This window comes from Gelidibacter salicanalis, assembly GCF_016469035.1.
In the GTDB taxonomy this organism is placed as follows: domain Bacteria; phylum Bacteroidota; class Bacteroidia; order Flavobacteriales; family Flavobacteriaceae; genus Gelidibacter; species Gelidibacter salicanalis_A.
Window position 1 is genome coordinate 44,412 of record NZ_JAEHJZ010000020.1, and the last position, 7,342, is coordinate 51,753.

A 7,342-nucleotide genomic window follows, 5' to 3' on the forward strand; every position below is an offset into this window, starting at 1 on the left:
ATTAACAGTATCCAAAAAGCTAAAGTAAACCTCGTGATTTAATCTCTAAATATTTATTTATGGTATCTATGGTTAAATTTTCTGGCGTGGTAAGTATTGAATAAATGCCATACTTTTTCAATTCTTGTACGATAAGTCGTTTTTCAAAAGCGAATTTTTCTGCAATCACCTTATCGTATACCTGCTGAATTGTAGCCGCCTTTTGGTCTACAATTGAATTCAGCTCCGTGTTTTTAAAAAAGATCACCACCATCAGATGATTTTTGGCAATCGCTTTTAAATAGGGCAACTGACGATTAAGACTATCTAAAGTTTCAAAGTTGGTGTAGAGTAGGATTAGGCTACGTTGTGTAATGTGCCGTTTGATGTTGGCGTACAATTGGCTAAAATCGCTTTCAAAATAATCGGTCTTTACATTATAAAGTGATTCTAAGATCAAACGCATTTGTGAGCTGCGACGTTGCGCCACGACCATGTTTTCTACATTTTTGGAAAAAGAAAGCATGCCCGCTTTATCGTGTTTTTTCAACGCAATATTGCTGATTACCAAAGTCGCATTTATGGCATAATCCAACAGGCTCAAGCCGCCAAAGGGCATCTTCATCACCCGACCTTTGTCAATAATGGAATAGATGGGTTGCGATTTTTCGTCCTGAAATTGATTCACCATTAAACTGTTCTTCTTAGCCGTCGCCTTCCAGTTAATGGTTCGTAAATCGTCACCCAAAACATAGTCCTTAATTTGTTCAAACTCCATGGTATGGCCAATTCTGCGAATTTTCTTTACGCCATAATCCTGTAAGTTATGATTGATGTTTAACAATTCAAACTTTCGCAATTGCTTAAAACTAGGATAGGTGGGCACCATGGCATCAGCATCAAATCGGAAACGTTTGGCTACCAAGCCTATTTTTGTTGAAGCATAAATATTCAGGTTGCCAAAATGGTATTCACCGCGTTGTGTAGGCTTCAATTGGTATGTTGATTGGTGTTCTTTTTTAGGTAAAATACTCAATTTGACATTAAAATCACGCATCTGAAATTGCACAGGAACTTCATCAATGACTGTTACATCAATCACAAATGGATAATTGTTGTTAATTGTAATGTCCACTTGGTTAGAGTCGCCGTTTGAGAACTTGTCTGGCAACACACGTTTCCCATTTACTTTAGATTTCCCTGAGAAGACCATCACCACGTCAACTATAAATAAAACCACCACCACCAATAATAAGAGTTGGGCAACTCCAAACAGAACCGGTACAAAATAGCTGAACACGAAGAGTGTTATAATGCACAATCCACTATAAAAAAACCGAGGCTGTATGTAGAAAGATGTAAAGAAGTTCAAGTTGATGATGGGTTGGTGGCTAAGAATTCGTGAATTAAAAGTTCAATTTATCTTGGGATTTCTACGTTTTCAATAATCTGTTTAATGACATCTGTGCTGGTAATGCCTTCCATTTCGCGTTCTGGCGTGACAATGACACGATGGTGTAACACCGGAATTGCCGCGCGCTTAATATCTTCAGGCGTTACAAAATCGCGACCTTCCATGGCAGCAAAAGCTTTACTAGCTTTTAAGATAGCGATCGACGCTCTTGGTGAGGCACCTAAATATAAAAATGGGTTGTTTCGGGTAGCGACAATTAAGTCAGCTATATATTTCAATAAATGTGCCTCTACCAATACTTGGGTTACGAGGGCTTGATAGGTTATGATTTGTTCAGCAGTAAGAAACGCCGTAATGGCATCTGTTTTGACGCGGTTTTGCAGTTGTTGTTCGCGCACTAAAATCTCTACTTCGTCCTCCAGATTCGGATAGTCCACCACAATCTTAAATAAAAACCGGTCCAATTGTGCCTCTGGTAATCGGTAGGTGCCTTCTTGCTCAATAGGGTTTTGGGTAGCCAACACCATAAATGGCGACTCTAGTTTATAATAATGCCCATCAATGGTGATTTGTTGTTCTTCCATCACTTCAAAAAGTGCCGCTTGTGTTTTTGCTGGGGCTCGGTTAATTTCGTCAATCAAAATCATTTGACTGAAAATGGGCCCTTTCTTAAATTCAAATTCTGTTGTTTTTAAGTTAAATACTGAGGTTCCCAGAATATCACTCGGCATTAAATCTGGTGTAAATTGAATTCTGCTAAATCCGACACTCAAGGATTTAGCCATCAATTTGGCAGTTATGGTTTTTGCAACACCGGGAACACCTTCTATTAGAGAGTGACCTTTAGCGAGTAAGGATGCTAAAAGCATGTCCACCATATCGGTTTGCCCAACAATCACTTTTCCTATTTCCTGCTTAATGTTTTGCACGTTCATTTGCAATTCCGAAAGATCCAAACGGTTTGTGAATTTTAAATCTTGGGTATTGACTTCCTGAGTACTATCTTCGTTCGGGTTGTGGGTTGCTGGTGTTTGATCTTCTATAGGGTGTTCGTGTTCTTCCATATAATTATGAATAAAATTCTTCAATATATTTATTGAGTTTTAGGAGGGTTTCCTCAGAAAACTCATTTTTAGTCCGTAACCAATTGATGAAAGTAATGGTTTTTTGAACGGTTTCTTTTTTCTTTCCAGATTTTTGAGAGAGTTTAGTGATAAACTCTTCGTTTAAAGTAGTGGTGTCCAAATTGTAGTCCGATCGTATTTTTTCTAAGAAATACGTGAATTTCTTTGCAATTAGATTCTTATGATCTTCAGTTTCATAATACAAATTGGAAATTGTTTTTACAAAGCCAACGGTAGTGTTTTCTAACGGTTTGACAATAGGAATGATGCGTTGGCGTCTTTTTGCATTAAACACCATAAAGAGCAAGGTCAATATAATGGTTAAGTACCAAGCCCATTTGAAGGAGGGTTGCTCTAAAAACCAACTCAATTGCGATTTTTCCTCTGCATCGCCATATTGAGAATTAAAATATTTGGTATACGAATCAAAATAAATTGTGGCATCCGGAAGATAAGAGAGGGCGCCTTCAGTGTAACGATAGCGCTCATCCGTTAAAATATTATAATTGGTAAAGATTTTTGGTTCTAAATGCAAATAGATGCTGCCGTCTTCAAAAGGGATTTTTAGGAAATTAATCAAATTAGGATTGTCATTTGCGTATCCCAAAGTCTTAAAATTTTCAATGTCAATTTTCGAAAAATAAGCAGCGCTCTCACTTTTATCGATGTTAGAGTTTTTAGATTTAAGAGCCGCATCACTAAAGCTTAATTGACTGATGCTATCTTTGTTTTTTATAACATCTACCGTCAGCTGTAAAGTGTCCAAAAGTTTTTGAGGAAAGGTGTAATCGGACATCAACAACGTGTTGCCCTGACCAGCAAAAATCAGCAGTTCTTCAACATCTGCTACGTCTAAGTAATCAGAATTACCAATTAATAGATAGTTGCCTGCTGCAATATGATCACCATTACCCTCCTCTGAATTCGCATAAAAATAATTATAGGGTGTATAATAAATGGTCTTGAGTTTTTGCTCCTTAAACAGATTGGGTAACTCCTTATAAAACACACTCACACCATAAGGCTTGATGCTCTTTTCATTAAAGTTCTCTGTCCAATCTACGGTACGATTGTTATTATGATCTATAGTGATGGCAATGGTGATGATTGCAATAAAAATAACCAGTATGGTGATGACGGTTTTATTCACGAGTCCACCTTTTTTATAAGTTGAACAAAACGTTGTTTCGCCAATTGGTATTGCTTCACATCTAAGTCAAACTCACCGTACCATGTATAATTATAAATATAGGAGGTATAGGCAAAATCTTTACTGAATTTTTGAGATGCAATTGCCTGCATATAATCGGCATTGGTTTTATCATCTTCATAGGTGATAAAATTTTTGAGCGTCAATTGTTTGAGTACTAATAGATAATAATACCTGATGGCCAATCTGTAATCATGTGTATTTTCGGCGTTCTTGATGCGCATTCTAATATCAGCATGCGCTATGTTTTTTGCAGAAATGTCAGTGCTAGGGTTGAGTTGTGAATTGTTCTTGGACGAAAACAGCTTGCTGCTGCCATTATTTAAGAGGGTATAGGCTAAATAACCAACGGCAAGTATCAGAATAAACACAAACACCCAGTTGAGCGTCTTGAAATTGAACGAAAATCCATCAGGGTTTTTTTCTGGAATGTAGGGTTGATCTTCAGAATATTCAGAGTTATGGTTTTGGTGTGCCGAGGAGGGACGTGTTTTTGCGGTGCCATTATAATTGTACTTCCTGCCGGAATACGACTCTTTAAATCCATCGTTAAACTGACGCTCAACTTGTGGTTGCTGCATTGCGGAATTTGCCCATAACGATGCATTCGCATTGAGCAAAAATGTGCAAACCATAAAAACAAGTATCAGGTTCAGTTTCATCTAAGCGAAGGGAATCAATTCTGCTTTCAATTTTTTCTTTACAATAAAGGGATATACCAAATAATAATAGCTGATACAACATAAAGTGACTAAGATAATACCAACTGAAATCATTTTTGGCATTTCTTGCGAATATCTTGTGATAAACCCTTCCAGAAATCCAGCGAAAAATGTAAAAGGAAAGGTGCTAATTACGATTTTAATACCCGTTTTAGCCCCTTCTTTAAACGACGTGAATCTTGAGTAGGTTCCAGGAAATAGGATGCTGGCGCCTAGAATCAACCCTGCTGCGGCTTCAATTACAATCGCGAATATTTCCATTGATCCATGAATCCAGATACCTCTTACGCTTTCCCAAAACACGTTCTTTTCGTAAAAGAAGTACTGAAAAGAACCCAACATAATGCAGTTTTTGAACAGGATATACACTGTACCAAGTCCGCCAAAAACGCCCATGACAAAGGCAATAATACCCACGCGCAAATTATTTACCGTAATGCCAATAAAACTTCCCCAGTTACTTCCGCTTTTATAGACCGCTACAGGGTTGCCCGCTTCTATGTTTTCTAAGGTCATGTTGACGTATTCATCACCTAAAATAGAACGCACAAATTCGCCGTCATTAGCTGCAGAGATAACGCCAATAGACGTAAATACAGTAAAAATAATGAACGCGATATAAACAAATTTCCTGTACTGGTGCATGATTAAAGGCACTTCAGTTTTCCAGAATGTAAGAATTCTGTTACTGTCTTCGCGTTTGGTTTTATAAATCTTTTGAAAAGCTTTGGCCGCTAATTGATTTAAGTAGGTAATTATTTTACTTTTGGGGTAGTAGGTTTGTGCGTAGGATAAATCGTTGATCAATTGAATGTATTGAGAGGCGAGTTCGTCAGGATTTTTAAAGTCATCATTGAAAATAGCGGTTTCAAAACTTAGCCATTTTTCCTTATTTTGCTTAATAAACGCCACTTCTCTCATACAGTTGTTAAATTAAAATATAAAATGGCAGAGTTACAAATTAACACCACTCAAAATGTAAAAATAAATTTTACTGCGGCGGGAGCTGGTGAACGTTTATTGGCATTCATAATTGACACCCTCATTAAGATTGGATATTTGACGATTCTAAATATGACAGTAGGTGCGTTTCAGGATATGGATCAATGGTCTCAAATTGGGATCAATACCTTATTGGGACTTCCTGTGGTGTTTTATACGCTGGCATTAGAGTCCTTAATGGAAGGTCAAACCATTGGGAAGCGGATAATGAATATAAAAGTCGTGAAAATTGATGGCTATCAAGCTTCACTCGCTGATTATGTGGTGCGTTGGTTTTTTAGGATTGTCGATATTTATATGTTGGGTTTAGGTTTTTTCGTGATCATCTTTAGCAAAAGGTCGCAGCGATTGGGAGATATGGCGGCAGGCACTTCGGTGATATTATTAAAAGACAAGGTCAATATCAGTCATACCATTTTAGAGGATCTGCACGACGATTACAAACCTACGTATCCAACCGTCATCAAACTCTCCGATAACGATGCACGGATTATAAAAGATACTTTTACCACGGCAAAATCTGCAAACGATTACCAAACCTTAATTAAGTTACGCAATAAAATTACTGAAGTGATAGGGGTAAAGGCCATCAACGGCAACGACATTCAGTTTATCGACACGATTTTAAAGGATTATAATTATTATACTCAGAGTATGTAAGCAGAGAGCCAAGTTTTGTTTTTACAAAACTTGTGCGAATCGCTTATCCCGCATTTTCGCGGGATCTCATAAAGTAATCGATGTCATTTCCTCAAGTTTTGTTTTTACAAAACCTGTGCGAATCGCTTATCCCGCATTTTTGCGGGATCTCATAAAGTAATCGATGTCATTTCCTCAAGTTTTGTTTTTACAAAACTTGTGCGAATCGCTTATCCCGCATTTTCGCGGGATCTCATAAAGTAATCGATGTCATTTCCTCAAGTTTTGTTTTTACAAAACTTGTGCGAATCGCTTATCCCTCCAAAAGGCGAGATCTCATGATTCAAAATCCAAATCAGAACACAGTGTTTTGTTTTAACAAATCAGGTGTGATCAACATGTCCTGAGCGCAGTGGAAGGACTTACGCAGCTTTCTCAGTAAGCTTTGATTTCAATTTCTCTTTTGTTTAATCTAATACTAGAAATCAAAAACTCCAACCACCACACATTTCTCGCATTAAAGTTTAAATTGACCCTAGGGCTTCTTATCTTTGGCGGCTGATCTTTTTACAAAAATTCATGTTTCTACAAGCTATTGACATTCTTGGAACAATTGCCTTCGCCATTTCAGGTGTATCCATTGCTATGGACAAAAGAATGGATGCCTTTGGTGTTCTTATCATTGCTTTCGTAACCTCAGTAGGTGGTGGGACCATGCGAGATGTTTTGATTGGCCTTACACCAGTAGCCTGGATGACTAACATGACCTATGTTTATGTGATTTTTGCTGCTACCATTTTTACAATCATCTTCCGTCAGAAAATCAACTATTTACGGACGTCCTTGTTTTTATTTGATACTATTGGAATAGCCCTTTATACGGTTGTAGGAATTCAAAAAGGATTGGCTATAGGTTTACATCCTATTATTTGCATTGCACTGGGTACCATGACCGCTTGTTTTGGAGGGGTGCTCAGGGATATGTTATGTAATGAAATTCCTGTAATTTTCAGAAAGGAGATCTATGCCACGGCGTGTATATTGGGAGGGGTTGCTTATTTTATTTTAAGTCAGTTTCCTATAAAGGAAAATGTCATATTTATGGTTGCAGGTTCCGTCGTGATTACAGTACGATTGATTGCCGTTAAATTCAAAATTAGTTTACCGAGTTTGTATAGAGCATAAAAAAATGCCACGTTTTTTGAACGTGGCATTTTAATTAAAAATTGAGTTTTAATTCACTTTAAAAATC

The 7,342-nt window shown here is 37.4% G+C and carries 7 protein-coding genes; 2 read left to right on the forward strand and 5 right to left on the reverse strand.

Annotated elements, in window-relative coordinates:
- Positions 1-19: 19 nt before the first annotated feature.
- The 5 genes from JEM65_RS09390 to JEM65_RS09410 all read right to left on the reverse strand — a co-directional run bounded on the left by JEM65_RS09390 (position 20) and on the right by JEM65_RS09410 (position 5,370).
- Positions 20-1,351, reverse strand: a complete 1,332-nt coding sequence (locus JEM65_RS09390; RefSeq protein ID WP_439953508.1) for a DUF58 domain-containing protein — start codon at positions 1,349-1,351, stop codon at positions 20-22.
- A gap of 47 nt (positions 1,352-1,398) precedes the next feature.
- Entirely contained in the window at positions 1,399-2,328 is a 930-nt protein-coding gene (locus tag JEM65_RS09395) for an AAA family ATPase (RefSeq protein ID WP_233530595.1), read from the reverse strand.
- 133 nt (positions 2,329-2,461) lie between these two features.
- Positions 2,462-3,667: a DUF4350 domain-containing protein gene (locus JEM65_RS09400; protein ID WP_199598838.1), complete on the reverse strand. Its 1,206-nt coding sequence runs from the start codon at positions 3,665-3,667 to the stop codon at positions 2,462-2,464.
- A complete protein-coding gene (locus JEM65_RS09405) occupies positions 3,664-4,362 on the reverse strand; it encodes a hypothetical protein (protein WP_199598841.1) in 699 nt (232 codons plus the stop codon). Before JEM65_RS09405 ends, JEM65_RS09400 begins: the two co-directional genes overlap by 4 nt.
- A 27-nt stretch (positions 4,363-4,389) precedes the next feature.
- Positions 4,390-5,370, reverse strand: a complete 981-nt coding sequence (locus JEM65_RS09410) for a stage II sporulation protein M (RefSeq protein WP_199598844.1) — start codon at positions 5,368-5,370, stop codon at positions 4,390-4,392.
- A 24-nt stretch (positions 5,371-5,394) separates the two neighbouring features.
- Here JEM65_RS09410 and JEM65_RS09415 point away from each other — a divergent pair, with 24 nt between their 5' ends.
- Together JEM65_RS09415 and JEM65_RS09420 are read left to right on the forward strand one after the other, a co-directional pair.
- Positions 5,395-6,111 (forward strand): RDD family protein, encoded by a 717-nt coding sequence (locus JEM65_RS09415; RefSeq protein WP_199598846.1) that lies wholly within the window; start codon positions 5,395-5,397, stop codon positions 6,109-6,111.
- Between the two features lie 558 nt (positions 6,112-6,669).
- On the forward strand, positions 6,670-7,275 hold the full coding sequence (locus JEM65_RS09420) for a trimeric intracellular cation channel family protein (protein ID WP_199598848.1): 606 nt from the start codon (positions 6,670-6,672) through the stop codon (positions 7,273-7,275).
- Positions 7,276-7,342: the final 67 nt, after the last annotated feature.